The organism is Nesterenkonia natronophila, from assembly GCF_003595215.1.
Taxonomy (GTDB): domain Bacteria; phylum Actinomycetota; class Actinomycetes; order Actinomycetales; family Micrococcaceae; genus Nesterenkonia; species Nesterenkonia natronophila.
Map to the genome: position 1 here is coordinate 121,828 of NZ_QYZP01000003.1, position 22,203 is coordinate 144,030.

Below are 22,203 nucleotides of genomic sequence, written 5' to 3' on the forward strand. Positions count from 1 at the left end.
CGATGACTGATGATCTGCTGAACGAATTCCCCGAGTACAACGACGCCTATCGGGCCGGATTCGTCTCCTTCGTAGGCCGTCCCAATGCCGGGAAGTCCACGTTGACAAACGCTCTGGTGGGGGAGAAGGTGGCCATCACCAGTTCCAAGCCGCAGACCACCCGGCACACGATTCGCGGCATCGTGCACCGCCCGCAGACAGAGGGCGCTCCGGGCGCTCAGCTGGTGCTGGTGGACACCCCGGGACTGCACCGGCCCAGGACGCTGCTGGGGTCCCGGCTGAATGACCTCGTGATCGACACACTCAGCGAAGTGGACGTGGTCGGCTTCTGCATCCCCGCGGACGAAAAGATCGGCCCGGGGGATCGGTTCATTGCTGGCCAGCTCCAGAAGCTACCGCATAAGCCCGTGGTCGCCCTGGTCACCAAAACAGACAAAGTCCCGCGGGCTGACCTGGCGGAGCAGTTGATGGCGGTGGATCAGCTCGGACGTGAGCACCTCTCGGGGGATGGCCGGAAGACAGCGGGTTTCACTGCCATCATCCCTGTCTCAGCCGCCCGTGGCGAACAGACCGATGTGGTCACCGACGAGCTTATCGCCATGATGCCTAAGTCCCCTCCGCTCTACCCCAGCGGAGAACTTACAGACGAGCCGGAACGGGTGATGATCGCAGAGCTCGTCCGGGAGGCCGCGCTGGAAGACGTGCGCGATGAGCTGCCGCACTCGATCGCGGTCACGGTCGAAGAGATGCTGCCCCGCGATGGCCGCCCAGAGGACAAGCCGCTGTTGGATATTCATGCGACCATCCACGTGGAGCGCAACTCACAGAAGGCGATCATCATCGGCCGGGGCGGCTCTCGCCTCAAGCAGATCGGAAGCGCGGCCAGAGAAGGTATCAAGAAACTTCTCGGCACACCGGTCTATCTGGATCTCCACGTCAAGGTCACTAAAGAGTGGCAGCGCGATCCCAAGAAGCTCAACCGGCTCGGATTTTAGCTTGGGGGGCTTTCCGAAGCGAGGGGGTTCTCCTTGAGCGCAGTTGCCTCGGCGAGTTAGTTCGAGGGGTTGCCTTTGGCAGCTGCCGGAGATCGTTGGAAAGTGCGACGGTAGGCCCGACTGAACGTGCTGACGTCCTTAAATCCGCAGGAGAACGCGGCTTCCGCGACGTTTTGGCCATCCGACAGCATGCGGTGGCCCCGGTGAAGTCTCGCTTGGCGGATTTCCCGAGCAGGGGAGGTGCCCTCAGCCGCAAAGAGTGACTGCAGCTTGCGGAGCGAAACACCGGCGCGTGCCGCAAGATGCTGCGGGCTCAATGTCGGATCCTCGCAGTGTGAGTCAATATAGGCTTTGATCTCCTCAAGTGTGACTGTCGGCGCCGAGGCGCGCGGCGAACCCTGAGGTGAATGCGAAGTTGTGGGAGAGAAACTCAGCAGCTTGTAGTGTGAGTCTTCGAGCTGCCGAAGTGTCCAACGAACACGAACGTGACGGCCTCGCCGATCGATGAACTCCTCGGCATGACCTTGGCGCACGGAGCCAGAAGCGTTCACGATGGGGCATGCATGGCTCGGATAGGGTGATCCATCTCTTCGCCTGGGATGCAGTGTTTCATGGCTTGAGCGTCCAATAAGCTTGTGACGCTGCCGGTGGCCAAGCACCGTTGCGGCGGCCTCGTTCACCAGAGCCACGGTTCCGTCTGGTTCGATGAGCCACAGGGGCATTGGAGCAGCATCAATGACAGAGAGCCAGAGTCCTTCTTTCTCGAGGTTCATTGCAGAAGCATCGCCTTCCCCACCTTGCCGATTTCTGCCCAGGCTAGGGAGGTGCTGTTTCGCGAAAAGTACCTGAATATTTCAGTAGCGTTAATTCGAATACGTAAGCGCGATTTGCCCGATAGATCGCGCAAATTGTCTTGTTAGTCAGCTCCTGGCCGCTCTAGGTTTGGACCTGCGCTGGAGCCACACTGCTCCAGAACAGCTGACAAGGAGTCTGAGACCGTGGAACCAATCATTAGCAAGAGAGACGCAGCCCAACATATTCGAGTCGCCCGGCACCGGGCTGGCTTGAGTTGGGCACAGATCGCCGAGGAGCTAGGTGTCGACAAAGAGTGGAGCACGGCTGCCCTACTTGGCGGCCATCCCCTGTCACTGAGCCAAGCGACGAAAGTCCAGCAGCTCCTCGGACTGGATGATGCTGTCGTTGAGGCGCTGCAAATGCAGCCCTACCGCGGGCCACTGAACCATGATGTCGCGACTGATCCAACAATCTACCGCTTTCAAGAAGCACTCACCGTTTACGGGCCCGCGCTGAAGGAACTCATACATGAGGAGTTTGGAGACGGCATCATGAGTGCGATCAACTTTCAAATGAATGTCCAACGCCGCGCAGACCCGGCTGGGGATCGCGTCGTCGTGACCTTTGACGGCAAGTTCCTCGACTATCAGTGGTGACCGTGGGACACCGTCACCTCTCACGGCGCAAACTGCTCGCTTTTGGGGGTGGAGCTCTGGGCGCTGGTCTGCTTTCAGGGTGTACGCCGACCGGAGGCACCCCAAACACGAACCCAATGGGGATCGACTTCAGAGCGTCGATGCAACCCTCTGGGGAACTCGAGGTTCGCGACGTCACGATCGGCTTCGTGCCCATCACGTGTTCTTCTCCCCTCATCAACGCAGCCGCCATGGGTATCTTCGGGCAGTACGGACTGAACGTCACACTGCAGCGGTACACAGGTTGGGGTGAGCTATGGATCGCCTATGTCGCGGGCGAGCTCGATGCCACCCAAATGCTGATACCGATGCCCCTGGGAATCCACCACCAATTCGCGGCTGGCCAGCGCGATTCACGACTGCCTTACATCACCAATATCAATGGTCAGGCCATTACGTTGGGATCGCAGCACATGGGGCGTGTGCATAGTGCTGAGGACTTTCGGAACCTGACCATAGCGGTGCCATTCGACTACTCCGGTCACAACCTCCTTCTACGCGACTACCTCGCCCTCGGTGGGCTGGATCCGGATTACGACGTAGGTATTCAGGTCATGCGTCCCTCAGATATGGTCGCATCGCTTAACGTCGGTGATATTGACGGCTTCCTCGCGCCGGATCCTTTTAATCAGCGAGCGGTTGCCCTCGGAGCCGGCTACCTCCACATGCTTTCGAAAGATCTATGGGACGGCCATCCCTGTTGCAGCTTCACTGTGGCTGATGAGTTTGCCACCGCCTACCCGAACACCTACACCACCTTGCTGCGTGCCATAGGTGACTCGGCGGTCTGGACAGACCAGGCCGACCACCGGGCAATGGCAGCGGAGACGATGGCTGGACGCGCGTTCCTCAGTCAGGATCCGGAGGTGATCGCGGCAGTTCTCACCGGCGAATTCGATGACGGGCAAGGCACTCACCATTCGGTAGACGACCGCATTGCCTTCCGGCCGTATCCCCACGAGACCTACGCAATTTGGTCCCTGACTCAGCTGCAGCGCTGGGATCTTGCACCAAGGGAGGGCTATCACTCAGCCGCGGACTACCAGTCTGCAGTGCGTGAAGTGCTCGACCCTGAGGCGGCGACTCCCATTCTCCAGGCACTCGGCGCCAACACCACACAGCGGAAGACCGAGACCATCATCGGAAGAACCTTTGACCCGGCGGATCCCCTGCCATGGACTGAAAAACAGGTGAACTCATGAGCAGCCAGACCACACAATTCACGAGACAGCCGACTGACACAGGCTCAGCCCCTGAGGCACTGCAGCAACGGTCCAGGGCTCAGCGCAGCCGGAACCGAGTCCGGACCACCGCGCTTTTCGTCATTTTCTTTGCAGTGTTCATCGTTGTTTGGCACTTGGCCACGGTCGGGTTTGACGATGGTGGGCTGGCTCCCACACCGGGAGCCACCTGGGACCGGTTGCTTGAGATGCTGTCGGATGCTTTCCTGCTAGACGGGCCCAACAACGTGGGAATCTTCTACCACCTGCTGGCTTCCATTCAACGAGTTCTTCTAGGCTTCGGGCTGGCTGCGCTCATCGCCGTGCCGTTGGGCCTGCTGCTGGGAACATCTCGAGTGATCAACGACGGTCTTGACCCATTCATCCAGGTGCTGCGACCTGTCTCGCCCTTAGCGTGGCTACCCCTTGGTCTGGCCCTGCTGCGGGACTCGCAGATGACAGCCATATTCGTCATTTTCATGGCAGCCATTTGGCCCATTCTGATCTCCACGATCGACGGGGTCAGGCGGGTCAATCCACTCTTTCTAGACCTCGCAAGGTCACTCGAGACGGATACGAAAACGCGGGTTCTCAAAGTCTTGCTGCCCGCCACACTCCCGGCGATCGTAATTGGCCTGCGCACCGCATTGTCCACAGCATGGCTTGTCATCGTAGCCGCCGAGATGATTGTTGGGGGTCGTGGAATGGGCCATTTCGTCTGGAACGAGTGGAACGCCTTGAACACGCCCAGCATTGTGGTGGCAATTGTGATCATCGGCGGTGTCGGCTTTCTGCTTGACCGTTCAATCGCCCAACTGCAACGTCTTGTACCCAAATCCTGAAGACAGAGGAGATACCCATATGAGTCAGACCATAACTGCCCCTCACGCCGCGGAGCCCACTGCCCCCGAACCCGTGGTCAAGATCGAGGGAATCACTAAAGGGTTTCCTGATCGGAAGAAAGGATTCCAACCTATTGTCGGCCTAACAGACGTCGACATTCAAGAAGGTGAGTTCATCACGATTATTGGGCCTTCAGGATGTGGAAAATCCACCATTCTGAAGATGATCGCCGGTCTGGAATCAGCCGATGAAGGCTCGATCAGACTGGCTGGTAAGCCTATTGACGCCCCGAGCAGGGAACTGGGGATCGTGTTTCAGCAGCATGTCCTGCTTCCGTGGATGTCAGCTCGGCAGAATGTGCTTTTTGCGCTGGAGACCGATCCCCACAACACACGCAGCAAGTCGCAGTTAGAGTCCCTGGCGGATGAGTACCTCGAGCTGGTGAATTTGAGCCATGCGGCCGACCGGCGCCCTGCACAGTTGTCCGGAGGTATGCAGCAGCGCGTAGGTATCGCCCGGGCCTTCGCTCTGGAGCCGAAGGTCATGTTGCTCGATGAACCGCTCGGCGCGCTAGATGCGCTCACACGCCACGAACTGCAGCTCCAGCTTCTTGAGCTTTGCGAACAGCAGAAACGTACCTTCATTATGGTGACGCATGATGTGGACGAGGCGCTACTACTCTCCGACCGGATACTTGTGATGGGCACCGGGCCCAGGGCGCAGATTGTCCATGACATCGCGGTGCCGTTTTCGAGGCCGCGCGATGTGGAAAACCTCGAGCAGGACCCGAAGTGCCACGAGCTTCGCGGCTTTCTGCTGAACTCCCTCACCGGGCACTGAGGCTTCCGGGTTGTGAAGGTGCAATAGCGCAGTACTCGAAGGCCTCCGGCCTCTCTTGGGCCGTAGGCTAAGTGAGCAAAGATGGGGTCGAACGTACATGTGCTAACTTTGAATGGTGCAGGTTATTAGGCAGCGCGCGCTACTTGAGCTACTACTTCTCCGCCGCAGCGGGGAAGAGCTTGCGCCGCGCTGAGTCTCGGGCAAGAGCTTCCCAAGGTCGAATCCCCGCTGCGGTGTCACCCTGGTAACTGAACCGGACCGCTCGGCCTTCATTGCAAAGCACACCCAAGACTGAAGGAAGTTCGCCATGCGCACTATGCAGAAACCCTCACCGATGCCCCACCACCGGTATCTCCCGTTCAAGGACCAGATCACAGTGTCTGTGCCGGACCGCACCTGGCCCGACCAACAGATTACGACGGCGCCGCGCTGGTGCGCCGTGGACCTGCGCGACGGCAACCAAGCACTGATCGACCCAATGAGCCCAGAACGTAAGCACCGGATGTTCGACCTCCTGGTGAGTATGGGCTACAAAGAGATCGAAGTGGGGTTTCCCTCCGCGTCGCAGACCGATTTCGACTTCGTCCGGCAGCTCATCGAACAGGACAAAATTCCCAACGACGTCTACATCCAGGTTCTCACCCAGTGCCGAGAGCACCTGATCGAGCGGACCTTCGAGGCCATTGCGGGAGCCCCTCGAGCCATTGTCCATCTCTACAACTCCACCTCAGTGCTGCAGCGCGAGGTGGTCTTTAAGCAGGACCGCGCTGGCATCGTGGACATCGCCACCAACGGGGCACGGCTGTGCAAGAAGTTCGAAGAACAGCTCATGGCGGATCAGCCGGACACGGAGATCGTCTACCAGTACAGCCCCGAGTCCTTTACCGGAACTGAATTGGATTTCGCGGCGCATATCTCCAATGAGGTGGTGGAGGTTCTCGGTGCCACTGCGGAGAAGCCCGTCATCGTCAACCTTCCTGCCACCGTGGAGATGTCCACCCCAGACGTGTATGCAGACTCCATCGAATGGATGCACCGCAATCTGCACCCCCGTGAGGCGATTGTCCTCTCGCTGCACCCGCACAACGACCGCGGCACCGGCGTGGCCGCCGCCGAGCTGGGCTACAAAGCGGGTGCTGACCGGATCGAAGGCTGCCTGTTCGGCAACGGTGAGCGCACCGGAAACGTGGACCTGGTCACTCTGGGCATGAACCTCTTCAGCCAGGGCGTCGATCCGGAGATCGACTTCCGGAATATGGATGAGATCCGGCGCACCGTGGAGCACTGCAATCAGATGCCGGTGCCGGAGCGTTCCCCATATGGCGGCGACCTGGTGTTCACCGCATTCTCGGGATCCCACCAGGACGCCATCAACAAGGGCTTTGCACATATGGACGCCCGCGCCGCTTCCGAGGGTCGCCCCCGCGAAGAGATCACCTGGGGTGTTCCCTACCTTCCAATTGATCCGAAGGACATCGGCCGCAGCTACGAGGCCGTCATCCGCGTCAACTCACAGTCCGGCAAAGGCGGGGTCTCCTACGTTCTGAAGGCTGAGCGGGGCATCGAACTGCCGCGCCGCGCCCAGATAGAGTTCTCCGGGGTCATCCAGCGCCGGGCCGACGTCCAGGGTGGCGAAGTCACCCCAGCCGAAATCTGGCAGATGTTCCAGGACGAGTACCTCCCAGCCGAAGACGGCGGCAAGCAGTGGGGGCACTATCGACTGGGCACCGTGGAGACCTCCTCAACAGCGGACGGAGGGTTCTCAATGGACCTGGAGCTGCAGACCAACGGCACCCTGCGCAAGGTCACCGGAATCGGAAACGGCCCGATCGACGCGCTGCTGCGGATCCTGGAAGCGGACGGCGTCGATGTGCGTCTGCTGGACTACACCGAACATGCCATGAGTTCAGGCGGTGATGCCCAGGCGGCCAGCTTCATCGAGCTTGCAATGGGTGAGCGCGTGCTCTGGGGTGTGGGGATCGATTACAACACCACCCTTGCCTCCCTCCAGGCGGTTTTCTCCGCAGTCAACCGCGCACTTCGCGACGCCTGAGCGCCACCAGCTCCGCACCGCTTTGCCAAATGTCAATTTGAGGCGTTCTGACGTCCGAATCAGCGTCCCAGAGCGTGGAATCTGACATCTTTCGCGGATGCGCCGGGGACATGAGCGGGCAGCGCAGCATCGTGCCCAGGGCCAGGGTGCGGGCATATGCTGAGAGGTATGGTCGGCTCCACCTTCGCGTCTCGCAGCTATCGTGACCTCGGCATTGTGCTGCGCACCCAGAAGCTGGGCGAGGCGGACCGGATCATCACCGTACTCACGGCCTCTAACGGCTTAGTGCGCGCAGTGGCCAAGGGCGTGCGGCGCACCTCCTCGAAGTTCGGCGCCACTCTGGAGCCGTTCATGGTGGCGGATGTGCAGTTTGTCCATGGGCGGAACCTAGACATCATCACTCAGGCCCAGGGCCGCAGCTCCTATGGCACCATGATCGCGGCGGATTATGACAAGTACACCGCTGCCTCAGCCATGTCGGAGGTCGCCGAGCGGCTGACCGACACAGGTGACAGCGCCGAACGCGCGCAGTTCGACCTGCTCCACGGGGCCTATTCGGCTCTTGCGCGCGGAGTGCACAGTCCCGACCTCGTCCTCGGGTCCTATCTGCTGCGCGCCCTGAGCGATGCAGGTTGGGCGGTCACCTGGACAGCCTGCGTCAGCTGCGGGGAACCGGGCTCACACTCCGGCTTCCATGCCTCCTCCGGCGGTCCCGTATGCCGCGACTGCCGGCCCCCCGGAACTCGGAGCATGCCAGCTGGGACCGTTGAGTTCCTCCACGCGCTTCAGTACGGACAGTGGAGCGCCACGGGATCGGCCGCGCCGGATATCCGCCATGAGGCGGTCGGAGTGGTCACCGACTATGCCCAGCATCATCTGGAGCGTCGGCTGACGTCACTGCGGGCATTCGCGCACTGAAGGCCTAGGAACACTGGCACAATGAGCACTGTGACTTCCCGCGGACCCCAGCACGACGACGCCCGCTACCAGGACCCCTGGCCGCACCCTGGGGGAGCCACCGCGCCTACACTGCCTACCAGGCTGATCCCGCGTCACGTTGCCGTGGTGATGGACGGGAACGGACGCTGGGCCAATCAGCGAGGACTCCCGCGCACGGAAGGTCACCGGGCGGGGGAACACAGCCTGATGGAGGTGATGGCCGGTGCTATAGAACTCGGCGTCGAACATGTCAGCGTCTACGGGTTCTCCACGGAGAACTGGAAACGGTCTCCTGAAGAAGTGCGCTTCATCATGAGCTATTCCCGTGACGTGCTGCGCCGCCAGCGCGATGTGCTCAACTCTTGGGGAGTGCGGATCCGGTGGAACGGCAGACAGCCCAAACTCTGGCGCTCGGTGATCAAGGAGCTTCAGGCCGCCGAGGAGCTTACGCGGGACAACACCCGGGTGACACTGACCATGTGCGTCAACTACGGCGGCCGCGCCGAGATCACGGACGCTGTCCGGCGCATTGCTGAACGGGCGGCCAGCGGAGAGCTCGACCCTAAGCGTATCCGCGAGTCCACGATCAGCGCGCACCTGAAGCAGCCCAATGTGCCAGACGTAGACCTCTTCCTGCGGTCATCGGGGGAGCAGCGGCTGAGCAACTTTCTGCTCTGGCAGTCGGCCTACGCGGAATTCGTCTTCATGGATACGCTCTGGCCCGATGTGGACCGAACCACATTGTGGAAAGCAGCGGAAGTTTATGCCCAGCGGGACCGGCGGTACGGCGCAGCCGTGGACAGAGTGGGCGACTCCTGAGGGCTCACCCCACGTACCCTCGCAACCACTTCGAGGTCTCCTGAAAGGCAGCATTTCGCACCTGCTCGGCCGAGGCAAAAATGTCGTGCATAGCCCGCGGAATCCGCACGATCGTGACCACGCGGCTGAGCTTATGAGATCGGCGCGCCAGCAGATCCACGTCTAAGACGCTGTCACTCTCCTGGAACTGTTCGTTCCACTGCGTCCTGAATGCCGACTTCTCAGCGAGCAGCACCAGGACCGGAACGTCCAGGTCCAGTCCCTGACGTACACGGCGGTGGCCAGCGAAGACCGCTTTCAGCCAGCCCATCGTCATGGGAAAAGACACGCGAGGCCGCCAACGGGGGTGCAGCTCCCATTCACCGTGGGCCTGTGAGGACATCGACTGCCAATAGTTCTCAGGTCGAGGCACTTTCAACTCGGCGGTCGGGTTAACCCGATTCAACGGCGTCACGATGCCTTCTGCTGCGGCTCGGGCGGGAGACTGTCCGGCCAGCTCTAGCCATGGGGAGTTCAGCACCAGCGCGGAGGCTCCCCGCGCATGGCGTTCAGCCCACAGCGTCGCCACGAGTCCCCCCGTGGAATGGGCGCTGATCACTGGCGCAGGTAGTTCGGGGTTCTCTGCTGCGATCACCGCGCAGGCAGCATTGATTTCGGCGTCGTACTCGGTGAGGTCTTCGATATGTCCGGGCGTCTGATGCTCGCGCAGGCTCCGCCCATACTTACGGAGGTCCAAGGCGTAAAAGCGGTGACCGCGTTCGATCCACTGATAAGCCATAGGGAGGTTGTAGAAGTAGTCGGTCCAACCGTGGATCTGCAGCACCGGCGGAAGGGCCGACCCCGGCTCAGGGTCCTGATCGCAGCGCACCAGCGTGGCGCTCACGGGGCCCTCGAAATCCTCGCCCAGCGGCAACGTCATCCGCGAACAGTGCGGCAGATAGTCCGCGACCCATTCCTCCGGGGGAGAATCAGTCAGCAGCTCCTCACTCAGCTCTTCCAGGTCAGACTCTGCTGCATCTGCGGAGCTGCTCTGGGAGGCCGGCGTTTTTCGCTCATGCTCAATTGTCATATGAGCTAAGTCTAGCGAAGCCAGGGTGGGTCGCAGGTGGGTGGACGATAGGATCTGTCCATGCCGGTTCCCGTATATAAGTCTGTCTTTCGCCACGTATTCTCTCGCATGGACCCCGAACAGGTTCATCACGGGGTGGTCACCGGCTTGCGGATTGCTCACCGGTGTGGCGCAGGGGTGCTGCTGGAGAAGCTCACGGCCCCTGATCCCGCGCTTCGGACGCAGGCGCTGGGAATGACGTTCCCCTCACCGTTCGGTCTCGCGGCAGGGTTCGACAAGGGAGCGTGGTCGGTGCTGCCTCTGGCCGCGCTGGGGTTCGGCCACGTCGAAATCGGAACTGTGACCGCTCAAGCACAACCGGGCAATCCCACACCCCGGCTCGTTCGACTGGTGAAGGACAGAGCCCTGATAAATCGGATGGGGTTCAACAATGACGGTGCTGCACGTGTGCGGCGTCGGTTGGAACGCACCACAAGGCGAATCGCCCGGCTCAAGCGTGCAGGGAGGCACGCGCCGGTGGTCGGGGTGAATATCGGCAAGACGAAAATTGTGCCACTGGAGGGCGCGGTGGATGATTATCTGCGCTCTGCCAGCATGCTGGCCCCCGTCGCCGACTATCTGGTGGTCAATGTCTCCTCACCCAACACGCCGGGTCTGCGCCAGCTGCAGGATATTGAAGCGCTGCGCCCTCTGTTGCGTGCCGTGGGTGACGAGGCTGACGCCGCGGCCGGACGCCATGTGCCGCTGCTGGTCAAGATTTCCCCCGATCTGGCTGACTCCGACGTCGACGCCGTCGCCGATCTGGTCAGTGAGATGCACTTGGACGGCATTATTGCCACCAATACGACTGTTTCCCGCCAGGGTCTGCGCAGCCCAGCGGCTGAAGTGTCAGAGGCAGGTGCCGGGGGACTCAGCGGACCCGTCCTCGTGGAAAGATCCAAAGAGGTTTTGGTGCGGCTGCGGGGACGTCTGCCCCAGGAGGTCGCGGTGATCTCAGTCGGCGGAGTGGTCACGGCGGAGGAAGTCGCTGAACGACTTCGACTCGGAGCGACGCTGGTCCAGGGTTACACAGGTTTCGTCTATGAGGGGCCGCTGTGGGCGCGGCGCGTCAACGCGGGGCTGATGGAGCTGCGCCGCATGAGTTTGGTGTGAGAAGACTCCGTACTAGCAGAACCTGAGGACTGCTAGCTGGGGAACTCGCCTCGGTTGACCATCGGTTTCGGCAGTCGCAGCCGGCGCATCTGCAGGGCCCGCATTGCCGCGTAGAAGCGCGAGCCCTTCTCCACGTTTCCGACTCCGAACTTGGCCTCCAAGCCCCGGCGAACCTTTCTACCCACCCAGAACAGCTCAGTGAAGACTGCGATCATCAGGATGAAGAGTAGGTATGAAGTCAGTGCACGCGTCTCATCGGTGAGCAGGAAGGATGCGAAGAGGAAAACTAGCACCAGAATGAGGAGCCACTCGCCGATTCCGTGCCGGGCGTCCACATAATCGCGGACCCATCGTTTCTGTGGGCCGCGGTCCCGGGCGGGGAGGTACCGCTCCTCGCCGGTTTCCATAGCCTGACGCATCTTGGCCCTCTGCTCCTGCATAGCCTTACGCTGCGATGCTCGGGCAGCCTTGCGGTTATTGTGCACAAGGGGACGCCGGCGGGCGGCTTCCTGATGCCGGCGCTTCGGGGTCGGCACCCCCTTCTTCTCCGGCGTACCTCTGCGCTGAGCCGCGGCAGCCTCATCTGCTTCGCGGGAGGCAGCAGCCTCTTGGGCCGAGATGTCCGTCTGACTCTTCTTTCTGAAACCAAGCACCTGACCAGTGTACTGGCGCGCTCGAGCGTCCGGGAATGACCCGCTGCAACCCGACGTTGGTACTGTGCATAGAGGCACTGGCTGTAGACCATGATGTAAAGGGAGACAATGAGCACTGCCACACCAGACACAACTGAGTCCAACAACGGCGCCGAGCTCCGAGGTTCTGAGGTTGAGGGTTTCACTCCCCACAAGGTGGAGCTCTCGGAAACTGCCAGTCAGAAGGTTAAGTCTCTCCTGGAGCAGGAAGGACGGACTGATCTCCGACTGCGAGTCGCAGTGCAGCCTGGAGGCTGCAGCGGTCTGATTTACCAGCTCTACTTTGATGAGCGCACACTCGACGGTGATGCGCTCCGCGAGTTCGACGGCGTTGAAGTCGTAGTGGACAAAATGAGTGTGCCTTATCTAGAGGGAGCCTCGATCGACTTCGAGGACTCCATCTCCAAGCAGGGCTTCACCATTGACAACCCCAACGCCGGGGGCTCGTGCGCCTGCGGCGACTCCTTCCACTGAGAGCACCGCCTTCTACTACGTAATGTAGAAGTCATATTGAAACCCGCGTCCCGCAGAGAGACGCGGGTTTCTGCATGCCTGGAGGCAGGGGCGCGGTGTCTTGGTCCAGCGCCGGCTCTACAACTCGTAGTAGTCTTATCTCCAGCGTAAAGATGTCGCTGATCACTGCCCTGTCAGCAGTGGTTGAGACCCAAGTGATAGTGCGCGAGTCACTCGCACACAACTGAAAGAGGAAGGGCCGTCTGTGAGTTCTTCGCAGAAACAAACCGGCAGCTTCAGCCGCACGGCGAAGTCGCTGGCCCTGGCTGGTGTGGCGCTTCTGGTGCTCACCGCATGTGCAGAGGATCACCCTGCACGCCGCGGCTGGCTGCCCGGTGAACGCGACACCACGTCCAATACCGCGGAGGTGACCGATCTCTGGGTCAACTCGTGGATCGCTGCACTGGCTGTTGGCGTGGTGACCTGGGGACTGATGCTGTGGTGCATGGTGGCCTACCGCCGTCGCAAAGGTGAGACCGGTTATCCGCGCCAGCTGGCTTACAACATCCCGCTGGAGATCATGTACACCCTGGTTCCGCTAGTGATGGTCGGGGTCCTCTTCTTCTACACCGATCAGGTGCAGCGCTCCATCGATGAGCCTTATGAGGACCCGGACATGACTATCGAGGTCTACGGCAAACAATGGTCCTGGGACTGGAACTACACCTACACGTCGAATGATGGCACCGAATACGTGGTGCACGACACCGGTGTTCAAGCCCACCTCACGGGAGAGGAGGGAGTGCAGGAAACTCTGCCGACCATCTATCTGCCGGTCGATCACGACATCACCTTCGAACTCAAGTCCCGCGATGTCATCCACTCCTTCTGGGTCCCCGCCTTCCTCCAGAAGCGCGATATGGTCCCGGGGCGCACCACTTACATCTACCTCAACCCGCAGGAGACAGGCGTCTTCGACGGCAAGTGCGCAGAGCTTTGTGGTGAGTACCACTCGGAGATGCTGTTCAATGTGGAGGTCGTGGACGAAAGTACCTTCACGGACTACCTCGACGGACTCGAAGAAGGCCACCTGGGTGACGAGTACAACCGCAATCCTAATCTCCACGACTCCGACGTTCTGACCGGAGGGGACGACTGATCATGACCACTATGGAATACTCTTCCGACGACACACGCGAGGTCTCGCGGTCGGTCCCGGTCTCTAAGGGAAAGATCGTGGTCAGCTGGTTGACGACCACAGACCACAAGACCATCGGGTACATGTACCTGATCGCCTCTTTCATTTTCTTCTGCCTCGGCGGTGTGATGGCACTGATCATCCGCGCCGAACTCTTCGAACCAGGGATGCAGTTCCTGCAGACCAAGGAGCAGTACAACCAGCTGTTCACCATGCACGGCACGGTGATGCTGCTGATGTTCGCGACCCCGCTCTTCGCCGGGTTCGCCAACGTCATCATGCCCCTTCAGATTGGCGCACCCGATGTGGCGTTCCCCCGTCTGAACGCGCTGGCCTTTTGGCTCTTCCTCTTCGGGTCAACAGTGGCGGTCGCTGGGTTCCTGACACCACAGGGAGCCGCCTCGTTCGGCTGGTTCGCATATGCTCCGCTGTCGGACACCACCTACTCACCGGGAGTGGGCGGTGACCTGTGGGTCTTTGGCTTGGCGCTGACTGGTTTCGGCACTATTGCCGGCGGTGTCAACTTCATCACCACCATCATCTGCATGCGAGCACCGGGTATGACGATGTGGCGGATGCCGATCTTCACCTGGAATACGTTGGTCACCTCCATTCTAGTGCTGATGGCGTTCCCGCCGCTGGCAGCTGCCCTGTTCGGCCTGGGACTGGACCGTAGGTTCGGCGGACACATATTTGACCCTGAATCTGGAGGCGCAATCCTCTGGCAGCACCTCTTCTGGTTCTTCGGTCACCCTGAGGTGTACATCATCGCCCTGCCGTTCTTCGGCATTATTTCTGAGATACTTCCGGTCTTCAGCCGGAAACCCATCTTTGGCTACAAAGGGCTGGTGTACGCGACCATCGCCATTGCCGCCCTCTCAGTCACCGTCTGGGCGCACCACATGTACGTGACCGGTGCAGTGATGCTCCCGTTCTTCGCCCTGATGACGATGCTCATCGCTGTGCCGACAGGTGTTAAGTTCTTCAACTGGATAGGCACCATGTGGCGTGGGTCGATCACGTTCGAAACGCCGATGCTCTGGAGCCTCGGCTTCCTGGTGACGTTCCTCTTCGGAGGACTGACTGGCGTGATCTTGGCCTCCCCGCCACTGGACTTCCACCTCTCTGACACCTACTTCGTGGTGGCACACTTCCACTACGTCGTCTTCGGCACCGTTGTCTTCGCCATGTTCGCAGGCTTCTACTTCTGGTGGCCCAAGTGGACCGGCAAGATGCTCAACGAGCGCCTGGGGAAGATCAACTTCTGGATGCTCTTCATCGGCTTCCACGGCACCTTCATGATTCAGCACTGGCTCGGTGTGTTGGGCATGCCCCGGCGTTATGCTGACTACATGGTCGAGGACGGTTTCACGGCCATGAACCAGTTCTCGACAGTGTTTTCCATGCTGCTTGGCGCATCCCTCATACCCTTCTTCTGGAATGTGTGGATTACCCATCGCAAGGGCAAGAAGGTTCTTGTCGATGACCCATGGGGCTTCGGAGGCTCCTTGGAGTGGGCGACCAGTTGCCCGCCACCGCGGCACAACTTCTACTCGCTGCCGCGAATTCGTTCAGAACGTCCCGCTCTGGATCTCCATCACCCGGAGCTCTCCGAACGGCACAGTGTCAGCACTCCGGCCGGCAAGGTCTTCGGACCAGCGGACCAGAAAGATAAGGCGGGTATCTGATGAAGACCAACGTCGTGATCTTTGGTGGGATCGGGCTTTTCTGCCTCGTCGTAGCCTTCATCTACGGATTCCTCACGGGATTCGGCGAGCTGGCCGGTTTCCCCCTGCTCCTGCTGACGGCAGGGCTCGGGTTCATGCTCTGGTTCTACCTGCGGTCGGCGGGCAAGCACCATGGGCCTATGGACAGCGACAATCCTGAGGGTGAAGTGGCACAAATGGCCGGCAATTACGGCGACTTCTTCCCGTGGAGCTGGTGGCCCCTGGGGCTCGGCTTCAGTCTGGCCTTCCTGTTCTTCGGCCTCGCAATCGACTGGTGGGTCTTCCTGCTGGCATGCATCCCGGCACTCTTCTTCGTCACTGGCTGGGTCATGGAAGGAAACCGGAAGACCTACGCTCACTGACAAGCTGACGATTGAGAGGGAATAGTTCCCTGTCAATCGTGCCTGTCCACCGAGAGGAATTGGCCGCATGGCGGTACGCCCCATTGTGATTCACGGTGAGCCGGTTCTCCATCGTCGGGCTGAGCCGGTGCGCACCATTGATCAAGATATTCATCGGCTGATTGCTGACATGGATGAGACTCTTGAGGCTTCCCGCGGAGTAGGCTTGGCCGCCCCACAGATCGGGGTCAGTCTGCGCATCTTCCACTGGAAGTACCCGGACACCGGCGATGTCCCCCAGCAGGGGGTGCTCATCAATCCCAGTCTTCGTCTCATTGGGCGCATTTCGCAGGAAGCTCCGGATCCCGATGAGGAGGTGGAGGGGTGCCTGTCCGCTCCTGGATACAGTTTCCCGCTGAAGCGCAGCGACCATGTGGAGATCTCCGGTCTCGACCCACGCGGTGAGTCCATGAAGTTCGAGGCGACCGGTTGGTTCGCTCGCATCCTCCAGCACGAGTACGACCACCTGGACGGTTACCTCTACGTCAATCGCCTGCGCGAACGTTACGCAAAGAAGTGGAAGAAGGTCGTCAAGCGCGAAGGATGGAACGTGCCGGGCCACTCTTGGCTCCCAGGTGTCGATCCCGATCCCTTCGGGCACGACGATGACGGTCCCGGAAGTCCTGAGAGCGCTGCCTGAATGAACTTAGGTCTGTGAGAACGCCACCCACTCGTGCAGGACTTTGGCGGCTGCGCCTGAGTCGATGGACTCTGCAGCCCGCTCCATGTGTGACCTGAGCCTGCTCACCAGGTCATCCTCGGCCGACTCATCGAACGCAGCCAGTCCCGCTGCCGCATTGAGCACTACGGCGTCGCGGACGGGGCCGTGCGCGCCGTCAAGCACCTCGCGAACAATCTGGGCGTTGTGCTGTGCCCCGCCGCCCTGCAGATCTGAGACGGCGCTGCGAGCAAGACCGACATCCTCCGGGCGCAACTCTGAGTGCGTGATCGAGCCATCCCGCACCTCCCAGATGTCAGTTGCCGCCGAAGTCGTGATCTTGTCTCGACCGTCCTGTCCACGGAAGACCAGCGCACGGGTGCCTCTGGCTGCTAGCGATTGCGCCATCTGCGGGGCAAGAGTGTCGCTCGCGCAACCAAGAGCCTGTGCTGTGGGACGTGCCGGGTTAGAGATGGGACCCAAGAAGTTGAACACTGTGCGAATGCCCAGGGACTTGCGCGTACCCATGACATGGCGCATCGCGGGGTGAAATTTCTGGGCGAAGAGAAACGTGATTCCCAACGCCTCGGCAGCAGCTGCGACTCGCTGTGTCGAGACATCCAGATTCACGCCCAGGGCCTCAATCACGTCTGCAGCTCCAGCTGTGGTGGAGGCCCCACGATTGCCGTGCTTGATGACCTTCGCTCCGGCGCCGACCGCCACCAGAGAGCTCATCGTGGAGATATTGACGGTTCCCAGTCGATCCCCGCCGGTGCCCACGATGTCCAGGGTAGGCCCCTCGACAGAGATCTGAACGGCCCTGTTCATCATGGACTCAGAAAGCCCCAAGAGCTCTGCCCCGCTCTCGCCCTTGGCACGCAGCGCCACCAAGAACCCGGCGATCCGAGTGTCATCGAGTTCACCGCTCATGAGGTGGTCCATGGCCCACGCGGCGGTCTCCGAAGTAAGGTCATTGCCCGCTAACAGAGTCTCCAGAAGTTCCGGCCAGGTCATGTGCTCAACAGTCATATGCACCACAATAGCTAGGTCTCGAGCTCCGGGTTTCAGTCGTATTTCGACACGCTGTAGAAATATTTGCGAAACTTTCACCGCTCCTGTTCACCTCCGATCCCAGGAATCACGCGGGAACAGCAGAATTCCAAGCATGACCGCGTACGCCACACCATCGGTGCCGCATGCGAACGGCGACAATTTCAGTCCATAATGGGTCTGTGACGTCTGCAACCCAAGCCCCCGCCGCGCCGGTAAGAACTCTGCCGAACCGCCCAAACATGGTCTCCGTGGGAACCATGGTGTGGCTGACCAGTGAGCTCATGTTCTTTGCTGGCCTCTTCGCCATGTTCTTCACCCTGCGCTCCAGCCAGCCCGCGATGTGGGCTGAATACAGTGGGCGCCTGGACATTTTCCTGGCCACGATCATCACCGTCATCCTGGTCGCGAGCTCTGTGACAGCGCAGTTCGGCGTCTTCGCCGCTGAACGCCACCAGCCTCGCCGCACCGGTGGTGCTCTGAGCATGAAGTCTTGGGGCATGGTCGAGTGGTACATCTTGTCCTTCCTGATGGGTTCCATCTTCATCGCTGGTCAGTCCTACGAGTTCGCTGTGCTTGTCTCGCACGGGGTCTCGATTCAGACCAATGCTTTCGGCTCAGCCTTCTACATCACCACCGGCTTCCACGGCCTGCACGTCCTGGGGGGCCTGTTCGCGTTCCTTTACGTGATCGCGCGGGCGTACTTCAGTGTGAAGTTCACCCACAAGGAAGCTGCAGCCGCAGTTGTCGTCTCCTACTACTGGCACTTTGTTGATGTCGTCTGGATTGCTCTGTTCGGCGTCGTCTACATCCTCCCGCTCCTGGTCTGACCTGCCTGTGGGACACCCAAGTCTTTTGAATCGCACCGAGAAGAAAAGGAACCGGCTGAAGTGAAGGCACTCTCTCAGAAGCGCCGCCACCCGTTCGCGTTCGTGGCGCTGCTCCTCCTTGGCCTGCTGCTCACAGGCGGGCTCTACGCCGCCGCAACAACGGTGAACCAGGCCCAGGCATCCAACACCCCCGACGGTTTCAGCTCGGAGCAGGTAGAGGAGGGCGAACGGCTCTTCGTCGCCAACTGTGCCTCCTGCCACGGCATGAACGCCGAGGGCTCAGACGCCGGACCATCGTTGGTGGGCGTCGGTGCGGCCTCCGTCGAGTTCCAGGTCGGAACAGGGCGCATGCCTATGCAGATGCAAGGCCCGCAGGCTCAGCAGAAGCCGCCGCAGTTCAATGAGGAGCAGACCTCGCAGCTGGCAGCATATGTGGCGTCACTGGGAGCCGGACCCGGGATTCCCGATGACGAATGGCTCGACGTCGACCAAGGAGACCCGGCACGCGGTGGGGAGCTCTTCCGCATCAACTGCGCAATGTGTCACAACGCAGCAGGTGCCGGAGGTGCGCTCACCGAAGGCAAGTATGCACCCAGCCTGCACGGGGTGGACGAGGTCCACATCTACACTGCTATGACCACCGGCCCGCAGAACATGCCGGTATTCAACGATGCCAACATCCCGCCCGAGGATAAGCGAGACATCATCGCGTTCCTCAAGACCTATGAGCAGCAGGGTTCACCGGGAGGCTTCTCTCTCGGCTTCCTGGGGCCTGTGTCTGAAGGCCTGCTCATCTGGACCCTTGGTCTAGCCCTCCTCATCGGCTCCATGGTCTGGCTGACCTCACGGTCCTCCTAGGTCATAGATCCACACAAGCACCCATACCGCACTTGAGACACAGCAAAGGACGAAAACCATATGGCCGAGCACGGTAACGGTGATTCAACCGCCGTCGTCAAAGCCGGTGAAGGGGCGTCGAACGGCTATGCCATCGACAACCCAGGTTTGCCGCCGCACCGACCTCGTTTGGCCGATGTCGACGAGAAAGCCGCTAAGCGCAGTGAGCGCCAGGTCGCCGCACTGTTTATCGTCTCCATCATCGGCACCCTCATGTTCTTCGTCGGATATTTCGCCATCGCGAGAATGGACCAGTTCGACGACTACTTTGAGGGCATGAGCGCCTTGCGCGTGCAGAACACCTTGATCGGTGTCGGCACAGCGTTGGCGATGCTCGGCATCGGTCTGGGAATCGTCCACTGGGCCAAGACGCTGATGCCGGATCACGAGGTGACTGAGGCGAGGAAGCCGCTGCGCACCGAAGCTGACCGTGCTGAGGCGGAGAAGATCGTCACCGACGTCGTTGAGGAGACTCAGATTAAACGACGTCCACTGTTGCGCAACACCATGATTGCGGCAGCTCTGCTGGCACCGCTGCCGGCGGTCGTGGTGTTCCGTGACCTGGATCGCACTGCCGATTTCGGGGTTGAGCGGATGCGACACTCCCTCTGGGACGAAGGCGTACGCCTGGTCAGGGACCCTACGGGGACTCCCATCCGGGCGGCGGACCTAACTATCGGCTCGGCGATGCACGTGATTCCTGAGAATCTCCGTGAGGTCTCAGGACACGGTGATCGGCTGGCCGAGAAGGCAAAAGCCGTGGTTCTTATCATGCGGCTGAACCCTGATGACCTTCACGAGCCGACCCCCGGGCGGGAAAACTGGAGCCACGAAGGCATCATCGCCTGTTCCAAGGTGTGCACCCACGTGGGTTGCCCCGTGGCCCTGTATGAGCGGCACACCCACCACCTGCTGTGCCCCTGCCACCAATCCACTTTCGACGCTTCCGAAGAATTCAAGGTGACCTTCGGACCCGCTGGTCGTGCGCTGCCTCAGTTGCCGATCACTGTTGATGATGAAGGCTTCCTCATCGCCCGCAGCGACTTCACCGAACCTGTCGGGCCGACCTACTGGGAGCGCGGCCACACTGACCCGGAAGGTGACTTTCCAGCATGAGCGCCTCAAATGAGACATATACCGAGGACCAGTACCTCGAGGTCAATAAGTATCAGCCCAAGTCGAGCTCCGGGAAGATCGCCAACTACGTCGACACCCGAGTCGGCGGTACCGGGATTGTCCGCGAGTTCGGGCGTAAGGTCTTCCCGGACCACTGGACCTTCATGTTCGGTGAGGTTGCCCTTTACAGCTTCATCATCACCGTCATATCAGGTGCATTCCTGACCTTCTGGTTCGACCCCTCCATGGCGACGACTCGCTATTCCGGCTCCTACGCCCCACTGCAGGGGCTGGAGATGTCGATGGCTTACGCCACCTCCCTCGAGCTCAGCTTTGATGTGCGTGGCGGCCTGTTCATGCGCCAACTGCACCACTGGGGCGCTTTGATGTTCGTCCTGGCGATGAGCGTGCACATGATCCGCGTCTTCTTCACAGGAGCGTTCCGCAAGCCGCGTGAGCTGAACTGGGTGGTCGGCGCCACGCTTCTCGTGCTCGGTCTGGGTGCCGGCTTCACCGGTTACTCCCTTCCCGACGAGGTTCTCTCAGGCAACGGTCTGCGGATTATCGACGGAATGCTCAAAGCTATTCCGGTGGTGGGTACGTACATCTCCTTCTTCCTGTTCGGTGGCGAGTTCCCCGGCAATGAAGTCATCCCCAGGCTGTATGCCCTGCACATCTTTGTGATCCCGGCGCTGATTCTGATTCTCATCGCTGTTCACCTATTCCTGGTGGTGACGCACAAGCACACGCAGTACCCAGGTCCTGGGCGCACCGAACGCAATGTGGTCGGCTACCCCGTGGGCCCGGTCTACGCAGCCAAAGCCGGCGGTTTCTTCTTTATCGTGATGGGTGTGCTCAGCCTCCTAGCGGGCACATTCCAGATCAACGCCTTGTGGAACTATGGGCCATACGACCCGTCGCCGGTTCAGGCCGGCACTCAGCCTGACTGGTATATCGGGTGGTTCGACGGCGTCCTACGCATCATGCCAGGGTTTATCGGGAACATACCGCTCGAATTTGTCATACCCACTCCGTGGGGAGGCAATTCAATAGCGACCCCTGTCCTTGTGCCCATGATTCCGATTACCCTTCTGTTGCTCGGAGTGTTCGTCTGGCCGTGGCTGGAGAATTGGATCACTGGTGACAAGCGAGAGCACCACTTGTTGGATCGACCCCGCAATGCGCCCACTCGCACAGCATTCGGTGTGGCTATGGTGGTCTGGTACCTGGTGATGTGGGGTGCTGCCTCTTCCGACCTGATGGCCACCCACTTCGCACTGTCGCTGAACGACGTCATCTATTGGCTGCGTGCGGCGTTCTTCCTCGGGCCGATCATCGCCTACCTGTTGACCAAACGGATCTGTCTGGCTCTTCAGCGCAAGGACCGAGAGGTCGCCCTCCATGGACATGAAGCCGGTGTCATCGAAGTCAGTGCTGAGGGAGAGTTCCACGAGAAGCATAAGCTGCCCAACGAGCATGAGCTGTGGACGCTGGTCTCCTACGAGGCGCCAGCGCCGAGCGGCCCTCAGCCGAATGCCAAGGGCAAGATCACAGCACTTGAGAAGCTCCGAGCTCGCCTGAACCGTATCTGGTTCGAGGACCGGGTGGAGCCTGTCAGTCGCGAGGAGTACCTCGAAGTGATGCGGCATCACGGGCACGGCCCGTCAGCGCTGGAAGCTGCGGAGTCACGCCAGGCGATCACAGCGGGGACGGGATCCGACAGCCGTTGATCGGTAGCTGACGCTGCGGGCCTTCTCCGAC

The 22,203-nt window shown here is 60.6% G+C and carries 22 protein-coding genes; 18 read left to right on the forward strand and 4 right to left on the reverse strand.

Annotated elements, in window-relative coordinates; all coding sequences use genetic code 11:
• Nucleotides 1-2 precede the first annotated feature (2 nt).
• Complete coding sequence (gene era, locus D3250_RS09590; protein WP_119903175.1) at nucleotides 3-995, forward strand: GTPase Era; 993 nt, start codon at nucleotides 3-5, stop codon at nucleotides 993-995.
• Nucleotides 996-1,051: 56 nt separating this feature from the next.
• On the opposite strand, the gene D3250_RS09595 is transcribed toward era, so the two are convergent.
• Nucleotides 1,052-1,768: a helix-turn-helix domain-containing protein gene (locus tag D3250_RS09595; protein ID WP_119903176.1), complete on the reverse strand. Its 717-nt coding sequence runs from the start codon at nucleotides 1,766-1,768 to the stop codon at nucleotides 1,052-1,054.
• Nucleotides 1,769-1,993: 225 nt separating this feature from the next.
• Between D3250_RS09595 and cynS the strand changes: the two genes are divergently transcribed.
• From cynS to D3250_RS09630, 7 genes are all read left to right on the forward strand, one after another.
• The gene (cynS, locus tag D3250_RS09600) at nucleotides 1,994-2,446 is read left to right on the forward strand and encodes a cyanase (protein ID WP_119903177.1); all 453 of its coding nucleotides are present in this window, start codon (nucleotides 1,994-1,996) and stop codon (nucleotides 2,444-2,446) included.
• On the forward strand, nucleotides 2,443-3,687 hold the full coding sequence (locus tag D3250_RS09605) for an ABC transporter substrate-binding protein (protein WP_147383521.1): 1,245 nt from the start codon (nucleotides 2,443-2,445) through the stop codon (nucleotides 3,685-3,687). Before cynS ends, D3250_RS09605 begins: the two co-directional genes overlap by 4 nt.
• Nucleotides 3,684-4,547 carry an ABC transporter permease gene (locus D3250_RS09610; RefSeq protein WP_119903179.1) on the forward strand — a complete coding sequence of 288 codons (864 nt, stop codon included), beginning with the start codon at nucleotides 3,684-3,686 and terminating at the stop codon, nucleotides 4,545-4,547. Before D3250_RS09605 ends, D3250_RS09610 begins: the two co-directional genes overlap by 4 nt.
• Nucleotides 4,548-4,566: 19 nt before the next feature.
• Nucleotides 4,567-5,388, forward strand: coding sequence for an ABC transporter ATP-binding protein (locus tag D3250_RS09615; protein ID WP_119903180.1), 822 nt, complete (start codon nucleotides 4,567-4,569; stop codon nucleotides 5,386-5,388).
• Nucleotides 5,389-5,695: 307 nt separating this feature from the next.
• Complete coding sequence (leuA, locus tag D3250_RS09620) at nucleotides 5,696-7,441, forward strand: 2-isopropylmalate synthase (RefSeq protein WP_119903181.1); 1,746 nt, start codon at nucleotides 5,696-5,698, stop codon at nucleotides 7,439-7,441.
• Nucleotides 7,442-7,609: 168 nt separating this feature from the next.
• Nucleotides 7,610-8,359: a DNA repair protein RecO gene (gene recO, locus D3250_RS09625; RefSeq protein ID WP_119903182.1), complete on the forward strand. Its 750-nt coding sequence runs from the start codon at nucleotides 7,610-7,612 to the stop codon at nucleotides 8,357-8,359.
• A gap of 21 nt (nucleotides 8,360-8,380) precedes the next feature.
• A complete protein-coding gene (locus tag D3250_RS09630; RefSeq protein WP_119903183.1) occupies nucleotides 8,381-9,199 on the forward strand; it encodes an isoprenyl transferase in 819 nt (272 codons plus the stop codon).
• Nucleotides 9,200-9,203: 4 nt separating this feature from the next.
• Here D3250_RS09630 and D3250_RS09635 read toward each other — a convergent pair whose 3' ends face one another.
• Nucleotides 9,204-10,268, reverse strand: a complete 1,065-nt coding sequence (locus tag D3250_RS09635) for an alpha/beta hydrolase (protein ID WP_158583121.1) — start codon at nucleotides 10,266-10,268, stop codon at nucleotides 9,204-9,206.
• A gap of 60 nt (nucleotides 10,269-10,328) precedes the next feature.
• Here D3250_RS09635 and D3250_RS09640 point away from each other — a divergent pair, with 60 nt between their 5' ends.
• Nucleotides 10,329-11,420: a quinone-dependent dihydroorotate dehydrogenase gene (locus D3250_RS09640; RefSeq protein WP_119903184.1), complete on the forward strand. Its 1,092-nt coding sequence runs from the start codon at nucleotides 10,329-10,331 to the stop codon at nucleotides 11,418-11,420.
• A gap of 32 nt (nucleotides 11,421-11,452) precedes the next feature.
• Here the strand turns inward: D3250_RS09640 and D3250_RS09645 are convergent, their stop codons facing one another.
• Nucleotides 11,453-12,073 carry a DUF3043 domain-containing protein gene (locus tag D3250_RS09645; protein ID WP_119903185.1) on the reverse strand — a complete coding sequence of 207 codons (621 nt, stop codon included), beginning with the start codon at nucleotides 12,071-12,073 and terminating at the stop codon, nucleotides 11,453-11,455.
• A 108-nt stretch (nucleotides 12,074-12,181) separates the two neighbouring features.
• Here D3250_RS09645 and D3250_RS09650 point away from each other — a divergent pair, with 108 nt between their 5' ends.
• The 5 genes from D3250_RS09650 (at nucleotide 12,182) to def (ending at nucleotide 16,531) form a co-directional block, all read left to right on the forward strand.
• Nucleotides 12,182-12,586: a HesB/IscA family protein gene (locus tag D3250_RS09650; protein WP_119903186.1), complete on the forward strand. Its 405-nt coding sequence runs from the start codon at nucleotides 12,182-12,184 to the stop codon at nucleotides 12,584-12,586.
• Between the two features lie 244 nt (nucleotides 12,587-12,830).
• Nucleotides 12,831-13,724: an aa3-type cytochrome oxidase subunit II gene (ctaC, locus tag D3250_RS09655; protein ID WP_225973262.1), complete on the forward strand. Its 894-nt coding sequence runs from the start codon at nucleotides 12,831-12,833 to the stop codon at nucleotides 13,722-13,724.
• Nucleotides 13,725-13,726: 2 nt separating this feature from the next.
• On the forward strand, nucleotides 13,727-15,451 hold the full coding sequence (gene ctaD / locus D3250_RS09660; protein ID WP_119903187.1) for an aa3-type cytochrome oxidase subunit I: 1,725 nt from the start codon (nucleotides 13,727-13,729) through the stop codon (nucleotides 15,449-15,451).
• Complete coding sequence (ctaF, locus tag D3250_RS09665; RefSeq protein ID WP_119903188.1) at nucleotides 15,451-15,852, forward strand: aa3-type cytochrome oxidase subunit IV; 402 nt, start codon at nucleotides 15,451-15,453, stop codon at nucleotides 15,850-15,852. Before ctaD ends, ctaF begins: the two co-directional genes overlap by 1 nt.
• A 67-nt stretch (nucleotides 15,853-15,919) precedes the next feature.
• Nucleotides 15,920-16,531: a peptide deformylase gene (def, locus tag D3250_RS09670; protein ID WP_119903189.1), complete on the forward strand. Its 612-nt coding sequence runs from the start codon at nucleotides 15,920-15,922 to the stop codon at nucleotides 16,529-16,531.
• Nucleotides 16,532-16,537: 6 nt separating this feature from the next.
• Here the strand turns inward: def and trpD are convergent, their stop codons facing one another.
• A complete protein-coding gene (gene trpD / locus D3250_RS09675; RefSeq protein ID WP_119903190.1) occupies nucleotides 16,538-17,578 on the reverse strand; it encodes an anthranilate phosphoribosyltransferase in 1,041 nt (346 codons plus the stop codon).
• Nucleotides 17,579-17,781: 203 nt separating this feature from the next.
• Here trpD and ctaE point away from each other — a divergent pair, with 203 nt between their 5' ends.
• The 4 genes from ctaE to qcrB are packed head-to-tail and all read left to right on the forward strand — an operon-like array spanning nucleotide 17,782 to nucleotide 22,172.
• Nucleotides 17,782-18,429, forward strand: coding sequence for an aa3-type cytochrome oxidase subunit III (ctaE, locus tag D3250_RS09680; RefSeq protein WP_438830146.1), 648 nt, complete (start codon nucleotides 17,782-17,784; stop codon nucleotides 18,427-18,429).
• 60 nt (nucleotides 18,430-18,489) lie between these two features.
• The gene (gene qcrC, locus D3250_RS09685; RefSeq protein WP_119903192.1) at nucleotides 18,490-19,287 is read left to right on the forward strand and encodes a cytochrome bc1 complex diheme cytochrome c subunit; all 798 of its coding nucleotides are present in this window, start codon (nucleotides 18,490-18,492) and stop codon (nucleotides 19,285-19,287) included.
• A 60-nt stretch (nucleotides 19,288-19,347) separates the two neighbouring features.
• Nucleotides 19,348-20,442 carry a cytochrome bc1 complex Rieske iron-sulfur subunit gene (gene qcrA, locus D3250_RS09690; RefSeq protein WP_119903193.1) on the forward strand — a complete coding sequence of 365 codons (1,095 nt, stop codon included), beginning with the start codon at nucleotides 19,348-19,350 and terminating at the stop codon, nucleotides 20,440-20,442.
• A complete protein-coding gene (gene qcrB / locus D3250_RS09695; protein ID WP_119903194.1) occupies nucleotides 20,439-22,172 on the forward strand; it encodes a cytochrome bc1 complex cytochrome b subunit in 1,734 nt (577 codons plus the stop codon). Before qcrA ends, qcrB begins: the two co-directional genes overlap by 4 nt.
• The last annotated feature ends 31 nt before the right edge of the window (nucleotides 22,173-22,203 follow it).

Bases quoted from the DNA above. Each gene is read 5' to 3' on its own strand.
- era (WP_119903175.1), top strand. From the start codon at position 3: ATGACTGATGATCTGCTGAACGAATTCCCCGAGTACAACGACGCCTAT.
- D3250_RS09595 (WP_119903176.1), bottom strand. From the start codon at position 1,768: ATGAACCTCGAGAAAGAAGGACTCTGGCTCTCTGTCATTGATGCTGCT.
- D3250_RS09610 (WP_119903179.1), top strand. From the start codon at position 3,684: ATGAGCAGCCAGACCACACAATTCACGAGACAGCCGACTGACACAGGC.
- D3250_RS09615 (WP_119903180.1), top strand. From the start codon at position 4,567: ATGAGTCAGACCATAACTGCCCCTCACGCCGCGGAGCCCACTGCCCCC.
- leuA (WP_119903181.1), top strand. From the start codon at position 5,696: ATGCGCACTATGCAGAAACCCTCACCGATGCCCCACCACCGGTATCTC.
- recO (WP_119903182.1), top strand. From the start codon at position 7,610: ATGGTCGGCTCCACCTTCGCGTCTCGCAGCTATCGTGACCTCGGCATT.
- D3250_RS09630 (WP_119903183.1), top strand. From the start codon at position 8,381: ATGAGCACTGTGACTTCCCGCGGACCCCAGCACGACGACGCCCGCTAC.
- D3250_RS09635 (WP_158583121.1), bottom strand. From the start codon at position 10,268: ATGACAATTGAGCATGAGCGAAAAACGCCGGCCTCCCAGAGCAGCTCC.
- D3250_RS09640 (WP_119903184.1), top strand. From the start codon at position 10,329: ATGCCGGTTCCCGTATATAAGTCTGTCTTTCGCCACGTATTCTCTCGC.
- D3250_RS09650 (WP_119903186.1), top strand. From the start codon at position 12,182: ATGAGCACTGCCACACCAGACACAACTGAGTCCAACAACGGCGCCGAG.
- ctaD (WP_119903187.1), top strand. From the start codon at position 13,727: ATGACCACTATGGAATACTCTTCCGACGACACACGCGAGGTCTCGCGG.
- ctaF (WP_119903188.1), top strand. From the start codon at position 15,451: ATGAAGACCAACGTCGTGATCTTTGGTGGGATCGGGCTTTTCTGCCTC.
- def (WP_119903189.1), top strand. From the start codon at position 15,920: ATGGCGGTACGCCCCATTGTGATTCACGGTGAGCCGGTTCTCCATCGT.
- trpD (WP_119903190.1), bottom strand. From the start codon at position 17,578: ATGACTGTTGAGCACATGACCTGGCCGGAACTTCTGGAGACTCTGTTA.
- qcrA (WP_119903193.1), top strand. From the start codon at position 19,348: ATGGCCGAGCACGGTAACGGTGATTCAACCGCCGTCGTCAAAGCCGGT.
- qcrB (WP_119903194.1), top strand. From the start codon at position 20,439: ATGAGCGCCTCAAATGAGACATATACCGAGGACCAGTACCTCGAGGTC.